Origin of the sequence: Peribacillus sp. CSMR9 (genome assembly GCF_033141925.1) — a bacterium.
Lineage (GTDB): Bacteria > Bacillota > Bacilli > Bacillales > DSM-1321 > Peribacillus > Peribacillus simplex_A.
This window is the reverse complement of the sequence record NZ_JAOPHO010000012.1, coordinates 1-16,988: the sequence shown is the minus strand read 5'-3', so window position 1 is coordinate 16,988 and position 16,988 is coordinate 1. Positions and strand designations below refer to the sequence as shown.

Annotated in this window: 13 protein-coding genes and 5 pseudogenes; 13 read left to right on the top strand and 5 right to left on the bottom strand. The window is 40.3% G+C overall.

What is annotated here, in order from left to right:
• Positions 1–214 precede the first annotated feature (214 nt).
• Entirely contained in the window at positions 215–370 is a 156-nt protein-coding gene (locus N9I19_RS08660; RefSeq protein WP_065310844.1) for a DUF1540 domain-containing protein, read from the top strand.
• A gap of 774 nt (positions 371–1,144) precedes the next feature.
• Here N9I19_RS08660 and N9I19_RS08655 read toward each other — a convergent pair.
• Together N9I19_RS08655 and N9I19_RS08650 are read right to left on the bottom strand one after the other, a co-directional pair.
• Positions 1,145–1,358: pseudogene (locus tag N9I19_RS08655) on the bottom strand (O-methyltransferase); the annotation flags it as partial.
• 31 nt (positions 1,359–1,389) lie between these two features.
• Positions 1,390–1,688: pseudogene (locus N9I19_RS08650) on the bottom strand (hypothetical protein).
• Positions 1,689–1,873: 185 nt separating this feature from the next.
• Between N9I19_RS08650 and N9I19_RS08645 the strand changes: the two are divergent.
• Both N9I19_RS08645 and N9I19_RS08640 read left to right on the top strand, forming a co-directional pair.
• Positions 1,874–2,434, top strand: a complete 561-nt coding sequence (locus N9I19_RS08645; protein ID WP_317777529.1) for a TetR/AcrR family transcriptional regulator — start codon at positions 1,874–1,876, stop codon at positions 2,432–2,434.
• Between the two features lie 36 nt (positions 2,435–2,470).
• A complete protein-coding gene (locus tag N9I19_RS08640; protein ID WP_317777567.1) occupies positions 2,471–3,826 on the top strand; it encodes a DHA2 family efflux MFS transporter permease subunit in 1,356 nt (451 codons plus the stop codon).
• 43 nt (positions 3,827–3,869) lie between these two features.
• Here the strand turns inward: N9I19_RS08640 and N9I19_RS08635 are convergent.
• A pseudogene (locus N9I19_RS08635) lies at positions 3,870–4,313 on the bottom strand (MarR family winged helix-turn-helix transcriptional regulator).
• Between the two features lie 90 nt (positions 4,314–4,403).
• Complete coding sequence (locus tag N9I19_RS08630) at positions 4,404–5,495, bottom strand: low temperature requirement protein A (RefSeq protein WP_317777528.1); 1,092 nt, start codon at positions 5,493–5,495, stop codon at positions 4,404–4,406.
• Positions 5,496–5,708: 213 nt separating this feature from the next.
• On the opposite strand from N9I19_RS08630, the pseudogene N9I19_RS08625 reads away from it, so the two are divergent.
• The 7 genes and pseudogenes from N9I19_RS08625 to N9I19_RS08595 all read left to right on the top strand — a co-directional run.
• Positions 5,709–6,191, top strand: a pseudogene (locus tag N9I19_RS08625) (isochorismatase family protein); the annotation flags it as partial.
• Positions 6,192–6,520: 329 nt separating this feature from the next.
• The gene (locus N9I19_RS08620; protein ID WP_317777527.1) at positions 6,521–8,584 is read left to right on the top strand and encodes a BglG family transcription antiterminator; all 2,064 of its coding nucleotides are present in this window, start codon (positions 6,521–6,523) and stop codon (positions 8,582–8,584) included.
• Entirely contained in the window at positions 8,581–8,847 is a 267-nt protein-coding gene (locus tag N9I19_RS08615) for a PTS sugar transporter subunit IIB (protein WP_317777526.1), read from the top strand. Before N9I19_RS08620 ends, N9I19_RS08615 begins: the two co-directional genes overlap by 4 nt.
• Positions 8,848–8,863: 16 nt before the next feature.
• On the top strand, positions 8,864–9,130 hold the full coding sequence (locus tag N9I19_RS08610) for a PTS sugar transporter subunit IIB (RefSeq protein ID WP_053347686.1): 267 nt from the start codon (positions 8,864–8,866) through the stop codon (positions 9,128–9,130).
• A 32-nt stretch (positions 9,131–9,162) separates the two neighbouring features.
• Positions 9,163–10,431 (top strand): PTS ascorbate transporter subunit IIC, encoded by a 1,269-nt coding sequence (ulaA, locus tag N9I19_RS08605; protein WP_284469731.1) that lies wholly within the window; start codon positions 9,163–9,165, stop codon positions 10,429–10,431.
• Positions 10,432–10,551: 120 nt separating this feature from the next.
• A complete protein-coding gene (locus N9I19_RS08600; protein WP_317777525.1) occupies positions 10,552–11,397 on the top strand; it encodes an HAD family hydrolase in 846 nt (281 codons plus the stop codon).
• Between the two features lie 403 nt (positions 11,398–11,800).
• Positions 11,801–13,099: a helix-turn-helix domain-containing protein gene (locus N9I19_RS08595; protein WP_125160504.1), complete on the top strand. Its 1,299-nt coding sequence runs from the start codon at positions 11,801–11,803 to the stop codon at positions 13,097–13,099.
• 150 nt (positions 13,100–13,249) lie between these two features.
• Here the strand turns inward: N9I19_RS08595 and N9I19_RS08590 are convergent.
• Positions 13,250–13,529 (bottom strand): annotated as a pseudogene (locus tag N9I19_RS08590) (transposase); the annotation flags it as partial.
• A 382-nt stretch (positions 13,530–13,911) separates the two neighbouring features.
• On the opposite strand from N9I19_RS08590, the gene N9I19_RS08585 reads away from it, so the two are divergent.
• The 3 genes from N9I19_RS08585 to N9I19_RS08575 are packed head-to-tail and all read left to right on the top strand — an operon-like array spanning position 13,912 to position 16,817.
• Positions 13,912–15,084, top strand: coding sequence for a M20 family metallopeptidase (locus N9I19_RS08585; protein WP_317777566.1), 1,173 nt, complete (start codon positions 13,912–13,914; stop codon positions 15,082–15,084).
• A gap of 12 nt (positions 15,085–15,096) precedes the next feature.
• Complete coding sequence (locus tag N9I19_RS08580) at positions 15,097–15,297, top strand: DUF3311 domain-containing protein (protein WP_061464834.1); 201 nt, start codon at positions 15,097–15,099, stop codon at positions 15,295–15,297.
• Entirely contained in the window at positions 15,294–16,817 is a 1,524-nt protein-coding gene (locus N9I19_RS08575) for a sodium:solute symporter family protein (protein ID WP_317777524.1), read from the top strand. Before N9I19_RS08580 ends, N9I19_RS08575 begins: the two co-directional genes overlap by 4 nt.
• Positions 16,818–16,988 lie beyond the last annotated feature (171 nt).

Sequence of the window (16,988 nt, the reverse complement as noted above, 5' to 3'; positions counted from 1 at the left end):
TGAATCTTTACATAGAAGAACGCTGAAACTTGGGCCTGTCCCGAACATGCTTTGACAAACTGGCGTCCTTTTTCTGCCGGTCCTTCGATTCCGTGAATCTTTCGAGAAGGCCTTCAATTCCGTTTTCATTAAAAACAAGGCACCCGAACCTGAAAAAGGAAAGTATCAAGAACCCCAACTTTGTTAATGATAGCAAATGAGGAGGTGTGATACGATGGCAAAGGATGTTCTATGTGAAGTGAATAATTGTAAATACTGGGATTCTGGAAACAAATGCAGTGCAGATGCTATTTATGTTGTCAGCCATAAAGGGAATCAAGCATCAAATAGCAAAGAAACGGATTGCAAAACATTTGATCCAGAAATTTAAATCATCGGGGGTAACCATCAAACTTGGTTACCCTCTTCCATTTTATTATTGATAATAAAAATCATTTTCATTCAAGATTATAGAAATTCCGTTATTTTTTCTTCATGAAAAGGATATTTGGGCGATATACATGTGAGTTTGATCGATGATATCGAAAGTTTGGGCGATATAATTGAGGGTTTGAGCAGTTTACTCGAGAGTTAGAGCTATAAACTCGAGTTTGATCGATATAATCGAGAGCTTGATCGATAAATTCGTGAATTTGTGCGATAAATTCGGACATTTTAGCAATTTACTCGTGAGTTTGAGCAGTTTACTCGTGAGTTTGAGCAGTTTACTCGTGAGTTTGAGCAGTTTACTCGTGAATTTAGCAGTTTTACTCGTGAATTTGCAGTTTACTCGGAATTTGCGCTTTTCACGAGAGTTTGGGCGATAAACACGAGAGCTTGATCGATATATTCATGAATTTGTGCGATAAATTCGGACATTTTAGCAAATTACTCGTGAATTTGAGCAGTTTACTCGTGAGTTTTAGCAATTTACTCGTGAGTTTTGCCGTTTTACTCGTGAATTTGAGCAGTTTACTCGTGAATTTAGCAGTTTTACTCGTGAATTTGCAGTTTACTCGGAATTTGCGCTTTACACGTGAGTTTGGGCGATAAACACGAGAGCTTGATCGATAAATTCGTGAATTTGTGCGATAAATTCGGACATTTTAGCAGTTTACTCGTGAGTTTTGCCGTTTTACTCGTGAATTTGCGCTTTACACGAGAATTTTCCTTCGCTGCCGAATCCTCTGGCAAGGCAAATCCGCTATACCCCCCAAGAGCGCCTATCTCCAAAACATTTTTAGCCCTTAAAATGGATATAAGCATGGTAAGGAGTTTTCCAGATGTGGAGATACCGATATGGACGGCATTCCGTTTTCTTGTATGGACGTAATGACTACATCAAAACACTGAATCGATATAATTGTAATTTGTTTCATTCATTTCAATTCCTTTCCCGCCATTATTGAATTAAAAGGTTGCCTTTGCTTCACTTTCTTGTATTTCAAATAATTGAATGAATTCGTTGATTAACACATCAATGGCTTTTAATTCACCGACTAAGATTTGATTAATGGATTGAAATTCTGGTTATCTAACTGTTCCTTAATGGTTGAACGTCAAAGATTCATCATTTCTAAAGAAAGCAATTGCCGCCCTCGGCGAAAGGTTTTCGGGCCAGGGCCTTTTCCACTGTAATGCTCACCATGGTGATGTCCATCTTTCTTAAAATCCCTGAATTTCTCATTTCGAAAACCCCTCCTTTGTATACAAATTGTCAACTGTCAAAAATCCCCCAATTTTTTTCGATAAATTAATTAAAATGCAATTTCAAAAAGTTTGTCTAAATTGTGAATTCGTTATTTAGAGAGCAAAAAAAGTACTTACATCCAAAGAATTTTTTTTGTTATAGTAACAAATAGACCGGTTGGTATGGTGGGGGTGTGCTACGGAAATGGATACTAAATCGTTGATAATCGACCATGCAACGATTCTTTTCCAACAAAAAGGATATAAAGGTGTTGGACTAAGTGAAATCTTAAAAGTATGTCATGTTACGAAAGGTTCGCTATATCACCATTTTCCTAATGGAAAAGAGGAATTATTAATCGCTTGCCTTCATTCCTTGAATGAAGTAATTACGATGGATATCGTGGAGATTTTTGAACGATATCCGACAACATTAGAAGCGACAAATTCAATGATTGAAAAGCTAATCGTCAATTTAGAAAGAGAAGGGACGATTACGGGTTACACATTTAGCAGCATGGTAAGTGAAATGGCCACATTAAGTGATCCTGTTCGAAAGGCTTGCGCCGAACTTTATGCGAAAATTCAAGGGATTTATTTTAAAAAGCTAATGGAAGATGGATATTCAAAAGAGTTAGCTTCCAATATCGCATTGATGATGACAGCCTCCATCGAAGGGGCAATGATGCTTTGTTTGGCCGAAACATCAGCAAAGCCGCTAAAAGTAATTTCGCAATTGTTATCCAATATATTGAAGGAGTTTTAACAAGTGGATAATAAAAATATTAAAACAGGACCGATAATGGCTGCACTCTTGGTAGCAGGCTTTGTTGGGCTATTTAGTGAAACCGCATTGAACATCGCCTTAGGTGAATTGAGCCACATTTTTGGTGTGGATGCGACGACAATTCAGTGGCTTGCAACTGGGTACTTTTTAACGCTTGGTATTTTAGTGCCGGTAACAGGAATTTTAATGCAAAAATTCACAACACGCCAAATGTTCATGGCGTCTTTATTTTTTTCAATCATCGGAACGGTCATCGCTGCAGCAGCACCGGCTTTTAGCGTGTTATTGACGGCCCGTGTCATTCAGGCAGCTGGACTGGCGATCATTTTGCCATTGACGCAAAATGTCATTTTCACGATTTTCCCACCGAATAAACGCGGCGGGGCAATGGGTGTGATGGGCTTAGTCATCTTGGTGGGTCCGGCATTCGGTCCTACATTGGCAGGGATGATTTTAGATACGCTATCATGGCCTTGGATATTCTGGTTTACGATTCCGTTCTTGTTATTCTCCCTGATCTTCGGCTATATCTATATTCCGAATGTCAATGAAACTCGGCAAGTATCAATCGATATCGTGTCAGTTGTGTTATCGACGATTGGCTTTGGTGGAGTTGTATACGGTGTAAGTGTAGGCGGGGATCATGGTTGGACGAGCCTGACGGTAATTGGCACGATTATCATTGGATTGATCGCCCTAATTCTCTTTGCAATCCGTCAAACGAAGATGGAAAACCCGATGTTGAATTTAAAAGCATTCAAGTACCCACTATTTGTACTGGGTCTTGCGATGAACATGATTACATTCCTTAACATGTTATCGATGCTGGTTGTGTTGCCAATGTATATGCAAATGGCGTTATTGGTGTCTGCGTTCGCTACTGGGCTGATCATGCTGCCAGGAAGTCTATTAAACTGCGTTTTTGCCCCGATCATCGGTCGGCTTTTCGATAAATATGGACCTCGTGCCGTAATTACACCAGGAACGATTCTGGTTGTCATCGGCTACTGGCTATATGCAATGTATGGAACAGACACAGCACTATGGATCATGGTTGTTACGCATATCGTGATGATGCTTGGCATTGGCATGGTACTCGCTTCAGTACAAACGAATACATTGAATGCATTGCCAAAACAATTCTATCCGGATGGCATCGCGATCACGCAAACATCTCAACAAGTATCAGGAGCAATTGGCATAGCGGTCATGGTTTCACTATTCTCTGCGAAGCAAAATGGCTACTTGACTGATGTGGCAAATGATTTACCGGCAGCTGCTGCCTCAGGTTCATCGCTTGTATTTAAAATTAGTTTGATTTTCGCGATCGTGAATGTGGTGCTTTCATTGTTCATGAAAAAACCGAAGTAACAAAGATAGAAAAACAGATCACCATTCAAGCAGGTGATCTGTTTTATTTTTGAACTTTTTTAAGTAGATCTAAAAGCTGTTGTTTTTCCGTCTCATTCAAGTTGGCAAACTGTGATGCCTGAAAATGCTCTTGTTTTGGAACAACTTCATGAAAAAACTCTTTTCCTTCCTAAGTCAACGAAAGGTATTTTGTTTTCCATTCCTGTTCCCGTTTAATCAATCCCAATTCTTCCATTTTCCTTAATAGTTGAGTGATATTGCCTTTCGTCACAAAAAGCTTGTTTGCAAGTTCTTGCTGAGACAATCGTTCATGGGAACCCACTTGAACCAAGATATCGAATTGGGCTGCCGATAGATTCCATTTCTTTAAATGTTGATTGGATTCCCGAATACTTTGGTTATATATTCGTGTTATTCGGAACCATAACATTAAACCCAGTCGTTCCTCGTTGTTAGATGTGGAGGGATTCGTTGTGTTTTCTTTCATGAATGTCACCTCATTCTTCTTTGTCACAATCAGTCTATGAATAAACTAATTTGATGTCAAATGCAAAAACTTCCACCTTTGATTCCTATATTATGTAGTCGTTAGTTTGGCAAAGATGATAAAAAACAGTGTTAATTCGGCTATTATCACGATATTTGGTACCGGGACAATCAAATTAAAAATAAAAAAGACGGCTAAAATCCCTAAAAATAACGCTAAATGATATATTTGCAAGCGCTGGTGCTTATGTCGATATTGGTGGAAAACAAAAGTGGTTGATATGAAATAGAGCAATACGGAACCAAAAACAAAATATAAGATAAATGAATAATGGACTTCCTGTAAAAACAATAATCTGATGGCCGCTGCAATCATGCTTATAGACATTAAAATAAACAGATGACCGTAAATGATGAGCTGGCCGGAAGATTGTACAGACTTGTCGACTTTCTTCTCCATGTTATCGAAATATTGCCACCACATAGATATTATCAGGACAAATGAAATGATAGAAAAGGCTATCGAATCCCAATTTCCTTGTTTAGGTTGGATTACCGCAAGAGTGCTCACAAGAGCTTCCCCAAAGAGAATGATGGTAAATAGACCGAATCGCTCTAACAAGTGGGCCGTATTTGTAGGAACCTTTTCTAAACACTTCCTTCCAAGGATCGGGATAATGATATCGATCAGGATGCCCAAATATAACACAGCATATCGAAGCCAGGAATCAAAAAGGACGGAAAATAATGAAATGACGATTCCAATCCAAAAATACCTTCCCAAAAAGAGTGCTGCATTTTTTCGAAATCCCTCTTCTATCCGCTGTACAACAAGATATTGGATAGCCGTCATGGCTCTTAAGCCAATATAACCAGTTAAAAAAGAAAGATAATAAGGATCAAAATCAACTGATAAGCTTGAGGTCATAATTAGGACAAAAAACATTTGCAATATCAAAAATAGCCGTTGATGAAATAAATCCTTTCCAAACCGGTTAATAAATATGGTTTGCCCTACCCAAGCCCACCAGATAGGAATAAAAATCAACACGAACTTCAATAAATACACTGGATGGATATATCCATCTTCAACCTGCAGTAAAACATGAGTTGCGCCCGCAACGGCCGCCACAAATAACAAATCATAAAAGAGCTCTAACCATGTAACTTTCTTTTCATCCATTTCTGCACTCCTCCCAATTCCTTATAGTTTATAGTATGTTGTAAACATTCAGAAAATGGAAGGGGTTCAATATAACCAAAACCATTTACATTATCTTGGAGCGTGGAATTTAGAATTCATGATCAATTATGGGAAGTTCTTTTTACCAAACTATAAACTTATTGAAACCAACGAAGGGGTTGGGGGAATTTCCCTACATACGAACTTTCTTCGCTCATGCAAGAATTGGAAGAACTCTTTCCTAACGCGCCAAAAATAGCTCGGCGTGGACAAATTAACGCATGGGATAATGAAGATTTTGTTAAAGCAATCGAAGAAACTGGAAAAAAACAACTTATCATTGCTGGCGTGGTTACTGATGTCTGCGTTGCTTTCCCAGCACTTTCCGCTTTGAACGCAGGTTATGAAGTATTCGCTGTCACTGATGCTTCTGGAACAGTCAGCAAACAGGTAGCTGATGCTGCTTTAGCGCGTATGGCCCATGGCGGTGTGCAGCTTATGAATTGGTTTAGCGCAGCATGTGAATTACAGCGTGATTGGCGCAACGATGTCGAAGGTTTTGGTGCATCGCTTTCCAGCCAGCTTCCTGGTTATCAAAATATAATCGGAAGCTATAGGGGAGCACAGCGCGATCAGCAAGCAGATTTAAAGATAACACACTGGGAGGGGACATTTGTCCCCTCTTATTTTTTATGAACATCTGCATTTGTTTTCACCCTAGCTTCACCCCGAACTCCTTTTATTGCTCGGTCTCATGACCTCACTGGCCTCCACACTAAAAAACATAAGTTCTTTATCATGCATTCTAATATGTATGAAAAAGCCTACATAGTATCTTTTTCTACATATAGACTGCATTGAAAATGGATTACTGAACGAATATTGCCTTAAGCAAGGATGCAGTATTGTGCACAAATGTTTAAAGAGTATATTATTGTGCAGTACCTATGACAACATTCGGACTTAGAAATGCTACATTTTTAATAAGAAGTGAGATATCGTAGAAGCAGGGAGAGGGATTGAGAATGTTTTTAGATGAAAGAAGCGCCAATTTACTAAAACTATTACAGCATTCGCCCATTTCAAAAATGAAAGAACTTGAAGCCCAAACAGGTCTGACGAGAAGGCAAATACAATATGGTCTGAGCAAAGCGAATGACTGGCTCCATTTTCATGGATATCAACCGATTCAATATAATCGTGAAATGGGCTACTCCTTTTCTGAAACAATCAGGGATGAAGAATTGAATGTAAAACTGACAAAACGCAATTATATATTTTCAGAGACAGATAGGGAAAAAGTCTTTTACCTCATGATCTTGTTAAGCCAAGAAGAATTGTCCGTCTATCATTTCCAGACGGTCACCGGGCTTTCAAGAAATACGGTGTTGAAGGATTTGAAAAGACTTAAAGAGAAAAACAAGGACATATCGCTCAAAATCCAGTATTCCAAACAAGATGGCTACGTGGTGATTGGGGAAAGCCGAGTAAAGAGATATATCATTGAACGTCTCGTGCATGGTGTACTGAATAGTCCCAATAGTGAATTAATAATGGAGTGCATATGGGGAAATCATGAAAAGCAAATCGGCTCGATCCGGTTACAGCTTGAAAGGATCGAACGTAATTTAGGCATCACCTTTACGGATGAACGGCTTCATGAACTGAGCTATTTATTTTTATGTACAGATCGGCTCATAGAAAAAGGGGAAGAGTTACAGGCCGACCAGAGCTGGGCTCCGTTTGTTGCGACAGAAGAATATAAAATGGTTGAGGAAATGACGAGAACGAATGCCTTTCAATCAGTATGGAGCGAAACGGAAAACTTATACGCAACCTTACATTTATTGAGCATGAACCGAACGAAGGATATTTCCCCGCTTAAGGATGATGAAGTCATTCAACACCTTTTGCAGGAAATCGTGGAAGAGTTCGAGAGGCTGGCATTTGTTCACCTGAAAGATAAAGAACAGCTATGCCAACAATTATACGTACATTTTAAACCGGCATATCATCGCCTGCGGTATGGTCTCCCGCAACTTAACCCGATGACGGGACGGGTGCAGAAGGTCTATCCTGAACTGCATCATTTGACAAAAAAATCTCTGTGGGTGTTGGAGAAAGAGATTGGCTGTCCGGTATCCGAAGAGGAAGTCGCATACTTCACGATCTATTTTGGCGGATGGCTGCGCAGGCAAGGGACGACATTGGATGATCGAAAACGGGCGATTGTAGTATGCCCGAATGGTATTGGCATCAGCAATATCCTCATTTATACATTGAGGGAATTATTTCCGGATATTTTGTTCCTGGATGTTCTTTCCGTTAGAAATGCGGCTGAATCCCCACTTTCGTACGATCTTGTTTTTTCAACGGTGCATATGAGAACAAAAGCGGCATTATTCGTTGTACCGCCCATTTTGGAAATGCAGGACAAACATAAATTGCGCCAGCAAGTCATGCAGGAATTGTATGGATATACGACGGAAAGTGTAGATGTTTCAGCATTAGTAAAAGTCATTTCCAAGTATGCAACCATCCATGAACAGGATCAGCTTGAAAAGGCTTTGAAGTCGAATGTGTATACCCATCAAAAAATAACCCAATTTTCTTTAAAGGAGGCAGAGAAGCCTGTGTTAGAAGAACTGCTCAATTTGCAAACGATTCAATTACAGCAGCATGTTTCCGATTGGAAAGAAGGCATTCAAGTCGCGGCCAAGCCTCTCGTGGACTTAGGAACAGTCGAAGAACGATATGTGGATGCCATGATCGAAGCGATAGAAACGAATGGACCATATGTAGTGATAACGCCTGGAGTCGCGATTCCCCATGCACGTCCAGAGCAGGGGGTCAGGTCTTTATCCATGAGTTTGCTGAAATTGGATGAAGCCGTGGACTTTGCGCCGGATAAACCAGTTCGCCTGATTATCATTTTGGCGGCCGTAGATAACGATTCGCATCTGCGGGCATTGATCCAGCTCACTCAATTATTGAATGAACGAGCCAATATAGAAGAAATCCTACGCACTTCAGATAAATCGGTCCTTATGGAGTACGTTCATAAATATTCGAAGGAGGAAGCGGAATGAAAATCATGGTAGTATGCGGGAACGGATTGGGAAGCAGCTTCATCATGGAGATGAATGTGAAGAAAGCGTTGAAGGAAATGGGTAAGACGGCCGAGGTGGATCATACAGATCTTGCATCTGCAAAAACGGTTCAGGCGGATATTTTCCTGGGAGCGGCGGATATTGTCGGTCAGCTGGATGATGGAACCCGGACGATCGTCACACTGGAGAACATGATGAGCATCCCTGAAATCAAATCTAAATTGGAAATGCATGTAGGATAAAAAAGGAGAGATTGATATGAAGAAAATCATGGTAGTATGCGGAAACGGATTGGGAAGCAGCTTCATCATGGAGATGAATGTGAAGAAAGCGTTGACGGAAATGGGTAAGACAGCCGAGGTGGATCATACGGATCTTACCTCCGCAAAAACAGTTCAGGCGGATATTTTCCTGGGAGCGGCGGATATTGTCGGTCAGCTGGATGATGGAACCCGGACGATCGTCACGCTGGAAAACATGATGAGCATTCCCGAAATCACATCGAAATTAGCTTCACATCTATAACAAGAAACAAATAGAAGAGGGGGAGAGAGGCAATGCTGGAACTTATCATGAATGACATCTTGGGTACACCTTCCATACTTGTGGGGCTGTTTGCCCTCATTGGACTGCTGTTACAGCGGAAATCCAGTGCGGATGTTGTATCTGGAACGCTAAAAACCGTCATGGGCTTCATTATTATTGGAGCGGGAGCGGCAGTGCTCATTGGCGCCCTTGATATATTCAGTAAAATGTTCGATCATGCATTCAATGTACAAGGGGTCATACCGAATAACGAAGCCATTGTCGCAGCTGCCCAAAGTGATTTTGGGACTTCGACTGCACTTATCATGGTTTTTGGTATGGTTGTCAATGTTTTACTGGCTCGTTTCACGCCATTTAAATATATATTCTTAACGGGACACCATACCTTATTCATGGCTTGTTTACTTGCAGTCACCCTATCGGTCGGCGGACTTAACGGTTTTCCGCTCATCTTGGTCGGTTCCATTCTATTAGGGGTATGCATGGTGATGTTCCCTGCCCTCCTTCAGCCATATGTACGGAAGATTACCGGAAGCGATGATTTTGCCATCGGCCATTTTGGGACAATCGGATATTTTGTATCCGCGACTGTTGGAAAATGGTTTGGAAATAAGGAAAAAACGACAGAGCAAATCAAGGTTCCTAAATCTTTAGGATTCCTGAGGGATACATCAGTCGCTGTATCGCTTACGATGACGATGTTCTTCGTGATCGTCGCATTGTTTGCCGGACAGAACTATATTGAAAGGGAATTATCCGGCGGTTCGAACTTCATCGTATTTTCTTTCATCCAGGCGATAACATTTGCTGCAGGAGTCTACATCATCCTTGCAGGGGTACGGATGTTAATTGCTGAAATCGTCCCTGCCTTCAAAGGGATTGCCGATAAAGTCGCTCCTGATACGAAGCCTGCGCTAGATTGTCCGACCATCTTTCCATTCGCTCCAAATGCAGTGATCATCGGGTTCCTATTCAGTTTCTTGGCTGGACTATTATCCATGTTCCTCCTTCCGGTACTTGGATTGAAAGTCATCGTTCCGGGGCTCGTACCGCATTTCTTCACCGGAGCTGCAGCAGGTGTATTTGGAAATGCCACAGGCGGCAGACGCGGAGCGATGCTCGGGTCCTTTGCCAACGGACTCATCATTAGTTTCCTGCCGGCGATACTCCTTGTTTTCTTGGGGGATGTAGGGTTTGAAGGTACCACATTTGGTGATTCGGACTTCGGTGTGGTCGGTCTCCTAATTCTAAGCGTCATGAAACTTTTAGGATTATCCTAAACTGTTATACTGATAAGGTAAAGTAACAAAAATAAATGAATGAAAACAACAGCCTAAGATCTTTATAGATAATGGGCTGTTGGCATTTACATTATCATTCGGATTTTTGAGGTGATTTGCATGACCAACAAAGCAATTGTGCTCGATTTGGATGGCACGACATTGAACGAAAGAAATACTGTGAGTGAAACGCTGGAACAGTACATAGGGGAACTTAGGGAAAGCGGAAAGCTGATTTTCATTGCAACAGGAAGAACGCTGGAAGAAGCGAGGGACGTATTGCCGTCCGGCATGGAAGTCGATGGAATGGTGACTGCCAATGGAATGTCCGTCTTCATCGGAAAGAAACAGATCGTCGAAAATGCCCTGCCGCCGGAACTTGTGGAAGAATTGGTCGCCAAAGCAGGAGCGGGCGAGATTTTTTACGAAGTACATCCTAATGAAGGAACACGGATGGCATTACTTAAAGATAAAGGCTATATGGTTAAACAAGGTTTGGTGCCAAAGCCCGAGACAGTCGATGAAAATGAATGGCTATCAAGGCAAGATGCAGTGGAAGACAAAATAAGATGGTCAGAACAACTGGATATAAGCAGCGTAGCCAAAATCTACTTTTTCAGCAATGAAATGGATACCATCCGAAAATGGAAAGCGGATTTGGGAGAAATCAAGCAGTACAATGCCTTCACAACAGCTTCCTCCACTCATCACAATGTAGAAGTGACCGTGGAAGGCGTCTCAAAAGCAACAGGCGTTCAACTATTACTGAAGCATTTCCAGCTAGGACCGGAAAATATCCTGGCAGTGGGCGATGGCGAAAATGACCTCCCGCTATTTAAACTCGCTGGGCATTCCGTTGCCATGAAAAATGCCACAGACCTGGTCAAAGAACAAGCCGATGAAGTGACGGAGCATTCATATAGAGAAGATGGACTGTATCGCTTTTTGAAGGGTATGTTTCAATGACCAATAAAAAAAGGAAAATTTATAACTTTCTTTAGAAATCAGAGGTGCAAGTTCAGGCTAATTCTAGTTTAGAACCTATTGAAAATATGAAAAAACCACCTAAAGAGGTGGTTTTTTAGCTTAACTAGAAAATTGGTTATGTCATGTCAAAAAGCAAAAAGAACTCTTGGAAAACACAAAGATAATCGATGATTATCTAAGATGTATAACAAAGCTGTCATGAAAACCTAACATGAATAACGTATACAACGTATTTTTCCTTCATGTCGCATGATAAAATAGGACAAAAGGTAAAAAGAACTGAGCAGAAAATTTAAATTTACGATAGCATGACTTACGTTAAACTAGGATATTTACAAAGAACATGATTATATTACTGATGATAAAGGAAGTAGAATACAGGATGTATAAAATCGGACTAGTCGGACTAAAAACTTCTGTAGAACAGATTTTAGACTTGGCAGAAGAATATAAACATGAATTGGAATTCATCTCTTTGCCCTATGTAAAGACTGAAGAGGTAGAGAATATTGTAAAAGAACATCATTCTCACGTACATGCATGGCTTTTTTCCGGTCCACTTCCCTATGAAATTGCGAAAAAAACACTAGGCACAGATAAAATAATGGTCCATGTTCCTGCTACGGAATCAGGTTTTTATAAATCTTTTTTAGAGTTGATTTACGAACAAGGGAAAATTATTGAGAGGCTTAGTATCGATACTATGTCTTCAAACAATATTAGTGAAGAAGCTTTGTCACAGTTGAATATTAAAACCCCAAAGATCTATACGAAAGTGTTTGAGTCAGATGTCGACACTAATGAATTGTTTCATTTTCACTTGGATTTATGGAATAAGGGAAGGACAGAAGGCGCTTTATCTTGTTTTCCGTCCGTGTGTGAAGCTTTAAGGGAGTATGGAATTCCAGCTTACCGGATGTCGATGAGTAAGATGGAAATCCGGCAAACGCTTCGGATTCTTTCTGAAAAAGTAAAGACTTCCTACTTTAAAGATACACAAATTGGTGTTGAAATCATTGAAGTTGAATATTTTAACAGAGTGGCAGAGGAAATGAAAACTCCTTATCATTTACAGTACTTGGAGCTTCGGCTAAAAGAAATGTTAATTCAACTTGGTGAAAAAATAAATGGTTCCTTTTCAGAGAAAGGGAATGGAAGATACATGATTTTTAGTTCTCGCGGCGCAATTGAACGGGAAATTATTACGCTTGAAGATACCATTCAAAAATTGGCTTTTGAAGCAGATACAACCGTTGCCGTTGGAATTGGCTTCGGCGAAACTGCCTATTCGGCGGAAATCAATGCTTTTCGGGCTATTCAACATTCAAAAGAGATGAAGAAGCGTGAAATTGTAATTATTCAAGATGATGGAAAGATTATTGAATCACCAGGCAAAAAGAAAGAATTACAATATGCTACCCGGTCCCACAATGAACTCCTTATCGAAAAGTTAAAAAAGGGGAATATCAGTGTAAAAACATATAAGAAGATATCAGCCCTTGTACAAAGAATGGGCTGGGGTAATTTTACAACAAAGGAATTAGCGAAACATCTTGAGATGACAGAACGTAATGTGCGGCGTATTATTGCGGATATGTGCGAAGTTGATTTGGCACAATGCGTTGGTGAAGAGGCTCACGCCACACGTGGAAGGCCGAGTAAAATTTATCGATTATTATAAGCACCCAAAATTGGGTGCTTCAGTTTGAAGACAAAAGGGGTTCGGAATTAAAACATTTCGAACCCCTTTTTGAAATTCCCTTTGAATTTTACTCCATATTAAGGATTGGGTCTCTACGAACCCACTATGTTAGGCCATTTTTTAACCTTGCTATGTCCAATTGGCCATCTTCTTTACATTCATGGCAGCGAAAGTGAGCATCGACAATTTTTTAAGTTCCCCTTAAAGTAATCCAACCATGCCATGCTTTTCTTTTGTATCTGCGAAAACACGCTCAATCGTTTCTTTACGTTTCGCATAGATAGATTTTACATCTTGATGATGACGCAGATGATCTGCTTCTTCCATAAAATCTTGCCAAATATGACGTGTCGCTACTTTTTGATGGTCTTTATTTTTCGGTACACTTTGATAAAAATGGACATGTCACATAGATGTGCTTTGGTGAAAAAAACTGTAGGCAAAAAAGAGGTTCTATCTAAATTTTATAACAAAGTTGATTGGAGCGGAAGGTGCGAGACTCCTGCGGGAAAAGCGCGTCTAGTGGAGACCCCGCAGGCACAAGCCGTATACAGTCTGAAGCACCCAAAAATTAGGTGCTTTTTTATTTTGATGTAAAATTACTAAATGGAGAACTTCCACTATTAAATCTAGTAATCAAATAAAACAGTTTAGAATTTTCAAAAAACATTGAAATAAAGAACACGGGATATTATACTCTATTTAAGGAATTTATTCCTTAAACTAACCTAAAATAAAGATTACCATGTAAATTGAATGAAAAGGGGATGTATTGGGTGTCTCAAACGATAATGATTCATGATTTAATCGAGGCTGTTAAAGATGAAGTGATTGGATGGCGAAGATATTTACATATGTATCCGGAGCTGTCTTTTGAAGAAGTAAAAACAGCACAATTTGTTTATGAAACGCTACAAACTTTTGGTGATCTGGAAATTTCACGTCCGACAAAGACGAGTATTATGGCTCGTTTGATTGGCCAGCAGCCTGGGAAGGTTATTGCACTGCGGGCAGATATGGATGCGCTTCCAATTGAAGAAGAGAATGATTTTGACTTTGTGTCACAGAATTCAGGCGCGATGCATGCATGCGGACATGACGGGCATACGGCGATGCTGCTTGGTGCGGCGAAGGTTCTTACACAGTTAAAGGATCATATTAAAGGGGAGGTGCGCTTTTTATTTCAACACGCTGAGGAATTGCCGCCCGGTGGAGCCCAAGAGATGGTGAAAGCCGGTGTGCTTGATGGAGTGGATATGATCATTGGCACCCATCTCTTGTCGACTCTTCCTTTAGGAAAAATTGGTTTGGGTTACGGTCCGGTGATGGCTGGAGCTGATACTTTTAACATTACCGTGGTCGGTAAAGGGGGGCACGCCTCACAGCCTGAACTTACCGTCGATCCCATTGCAATTGGAACTCAGGTTGTATCAAATCTCCAACACATTGTTTCGAGATATCGAGATGCCCAGGAAGCTCTTGTGATTTCAGTGACTCAGTTCCATGCGGGAAGTGCGATTAATGTTATTCCAAGTAAGGTAAGCATTGGCGGTTCCGTTCGAAGCTTTAATCCGGAGTTAAGGGAAAAAATACCGAATTTTATCGAACGAATTATAAAAGGAATTACTGAAGCGCATGGAGCTACTTACGAATTCGATTATCAGTTCGGTTATGCTCCGACCATTAATGATGAAGAAGTTACCCGATTGATGGACGAAACCGTCTGTGAAGTATTTGGTGAAGAAAGCCGAGAGATTTTAAAGCCGATTATGGGAAGTGAGGACTTCTCTGCTTTTCAAAAAGTAGTTCCGGGATCTTATATTGTAATAGGGGCCCGTAATGAAGAAAAAGGCATTATATATCCTCATCATCATCCGAAATTCACGATCGATGAACAGGCTTTACAAAATGGGGTGAAGTTATTTGTTCACGCGACTTTTAAAATGTTAAATCTAACTTACTAGGGGGCTAAGAGTATGAAAAAAATATATTGGCTCGGAATAATCCCGTTTCTTGGCATTATTGTAGGTGCTTTGTTTACAAATAAAGTGACTCCCTATGTTCTGGGAATGCCATTTTTTCACTTTTGGATTGTACTCTGGTCTGTGCTAACCACATGTATTATGGGGATTATCTATCTACTGGATCCAGCTAATCAGAAGGGAGATTCAAGATGAATATTGCCGTGTTATTCATCCTGTTTTTTTTCGTCATTTCCGTAGTGATTGGTATCCAGGCTAAAAAAGGGAAGGAAATGAACTTAGAACAATGGTCAGTCGGGGGACGCGGAATGGGAGCCCTTTTGATTTTCCTCTTGTCCGCAGGTGAAATGTATACGACCTTCACCTTTTTAGGTGCAAGTGGATCGGCTTATGGGGAAGGCGGTTCCATCTTTAGTATCGTATCATACGGCTGTCTGGCAACAGTCATCTCCTACTGGACATTTCCTGCTATCTGGAGGTATGCAAAGAAACACCAATTAGTTTCCCAATCAGATTTTTTTGTGAAAAAATATCAAAGTCCTTATCTTGGTGTGCTTGTTGCTGTAATTGGTGTTATAGCTTGTACTTGCTACTTAGTTCTGCAATTGAAGGGGTTAGGATATATCGTTTCTGCAACATCCTATGGGGCCATTTCTTCTACAGCTGCCATTTGGGTTGGAGCAATTGGTGTAACCATTTTCGTAATGGTTTCCGGTATTCACGGTTCTGCCAGGACAGCTATTTTGAAGGATATTCTGATTCTTGGCATTGTCGTATTTTTAGGGGTTTATTTCCCTCTTCATTATTATGACGGTCTTCAACCCATGTTTGAGGCCATTGAAAATGCAAAGCCGAACTATACCATACTTCCGGATCAAGGAATGGGCGTTTCGTGGTATATATCGACCGTTATACTAAGCTCCATTGGATTTTATATGTGGCCGCACGGGTTTTCTCCTATTTATGCTGCCTCTAGCGAAAAAGCTTTACGAAAAAATGCAATCCTAATGCCAATGTACCAATTGATTTTGTTGTTTGCCTTTTTTGTCGGATTTGCAGCTATCTTGCAGACGCCTGGATTAAAAGGCAGCGAAGCCGATCTTATCTTGCTGCAGCTTTCTAAACAGGATTTTGATCCATGGTTTGTGGGCTTAATAGGTGGCACTGGCGTGTTAGCCGCTTTAGTACCAAGTTCCATGCTGTTGATGTCAATATCAACATTGCTTGCAAAAAATGTATATAAGGTATTCACTCCATCGGCAACTGAAAATCAGATTGCAAAATTGGTAAAATACTTGGTTCCCCTTATTTCTCTCGTAGGGATTTACTTGACCTTTAAAGGTGGAAATTCCCTCTTTAGTCTTGCTTTAATCGCCTATAATTTTATCACACAACTAGCTCCTGCCTTTTTCGCAAGCTTGATGAGAAAGAATTTTATAACCAAACATGGAGCATTTGCCGGGATTATAACAGGAGGCGTGCTAGTCTCAATTATGGAACTAGGGAACATAAAAATTGGTCATCTATTTCCTTATCTTCCTCAAGCAATTAAAGACTTGAATGTAGGAATTATCGCTCTATTTGTTAATATCGTAGTTTTAGTGGTTGTCAGTGTGATGACAAAAAACATTACTAATACTCATAAAGATAATGATGTTTTGGAGACAACAACAGTAGAGAACAAGCTTCTAATACAAAAAGAATCAAATAGCTAACACAACATGAATATTTGCTGCTCCAAGTAATTCATTCCGATAAGATTATATTAATAAGAATGCCCTCCAGTTAAATGATCTGGAGGGTATTTTTGTGCGCCCGGCATGGGTGCAATCTATAGGGTGAAAGTCCCGAACCATGAAGGCAGTAGTAGTGGTTAGCTTAATGCA

What these genes read in the sequence shown, in the direction of transcription:
- N9I19_RS08660 (WP_065310844.1), top strand. Translation starts at nt 215, where the DNA reads ATGGCAAAGGATGTTCTATGTGAAGTGAATAATTGTAAATACTGGGAT.
- N9I19_RS08645 (WP_317777529.1), top strand. Translation starts at nt 1,874, where the DNA reads ATGGATACTAAATCGTTGATAATCGACCATGCAACGATTCTTTTCCAA.
- N9I19_RS08640 (WP_317777567.1), top strand. Translation starts at nt 2,471, where the DNA reads ATGGCTGCACTCTTGGTAGCAGGCTTTGTTGGGCTATTTAGTGAAACC.
- N9I19_RS08630 (WP_317777528.1), bottom strand. Translation starts at nt 5,495, where the DNA reads ATGGATGAAAAGAAAGTTACATGGTTAGAGCTCTTTTATGATTTGTTA.
- N9I19_RS08620 (WP_317777527.1), top strand. Translation starts at nt 6,521, where the DNA reads ATGTTTTTAGATGAAAGAAGCGCCAATTTACTAAAACTATTACAGCAT.
- N9I19_RS08615 (WP_317777526.1), top strand. Translation starts at nt 8,581, where the DNA reads ATGAAAATCATGGTAGTATGCGGGAACGGATTGGGAAGCAGCTTCATC.
- N9I19_RS08610 (WP_053347686.1), top strand. Translation starts at nt 8,864, where the DNA reads ATGAAGAAAATCATGGTAGTATGCGGAAACGGATTGGGAAGCAGCTTC.
- ulaA (WP_284469731.1), top strand. Translation starts at nt 9,163, where the DNA reads ATGCTGGAACTTATCATGAATGACATCTTGGGTACACCTTCCATACTT.
- N9I19_RS08600 (WP_317777525.1), top strand. Translation starts at nt 10,552, where the DNA reads ATGACCAACAAAGCAATTGTGCTCGATTTGGATGGCACGACATTGAAC.
- N9I19_RS08595 (WP_125160504.1), top strand. Translation starts at nt 11,801, where the DNA reads ATGTATAAAATCGGACTAGTCGGACTAAAAACTTCTGTAGAACAGATT.
- N9I19_RS08585 (WP_317777566.1), top strand. Translation starts at nt 13,912, where the DNA reads ATGATTCATGATTTAATCGAGGCTGTTAAAGATGAAGTGATTGGATGG.
- N9I19_RS08580 (WP_061464834.1), top strand. Translation starts at nt 15,097, where the DNA reads ATGAAAAAAATATATTGGCTCGGAATAATCCCGTTTCTTGGCATTATT.
- N9I19_RS08575 (WP_317777524.1), top strand. Translation starts at nt 15,294, where the DNA reads ATGAATATTGCCGTGTTATTCATCCTGTTTTTTTTCGTCATTTCCGTA.